This is a genomic window from Pseudomonas sp. HY13-MNA-CIBAN-0226, from assembly GCF_040310305.1.
Classification (GTDB): domain Bacteria; phylum Pseudomonadota; class Gammaproteobacteria; order Pseudomonadales; family Pseudomonadaceae; genus Aquipseudomonas; species Aquipseudomonas gregormendelii.
Window position 1 is genome coordinate 1 of the sequence record NZ_JBEOPS010000140.1, and the last position, 294, is coordinate 294.

The following is a 294-nucleotide window of genomic DNA, read 5'->3' on the forward strand; positions in this document are numbered from 1 at the left end:
CAAAATCGTGTTCCATGAGGATTTCGATATCACCGTTGGCAGGATGCTCATAGTCGATATGCGTTTGCATGTTTTCTTTTAGTTCAGCAAGTTTTGCTTGCCATTTTTCTTTGCTATCGGCAATGATTGAAGCGCAAACATTGATATCCCCTTTATCACCAAAAGGTGCCATCCAGTTTTCAGGATCATTGCCATCGGTATCGCGCAACTTATCGGCACGATTCGCCATACCTGCTTTAAAGGAATCAGGAAAACTCTCTAAGGAGGATTGCGGCACACCCAATGCTTCTAGCC

Annotated in this window: 1 protein-coding gene; it reads right to left on the reverse strand. The window is 44.2% G+C overall.

What is annotated here, in order from left to right; genetic code table 11:
- Positions 1-294, reverse strand: a 294-nt coding sequence (locus AAEZ05_RS28130; RefSeq protein WP_350649835.1) for a hypothetical protein, incomplete at both ends; no start/stop codon positions are given.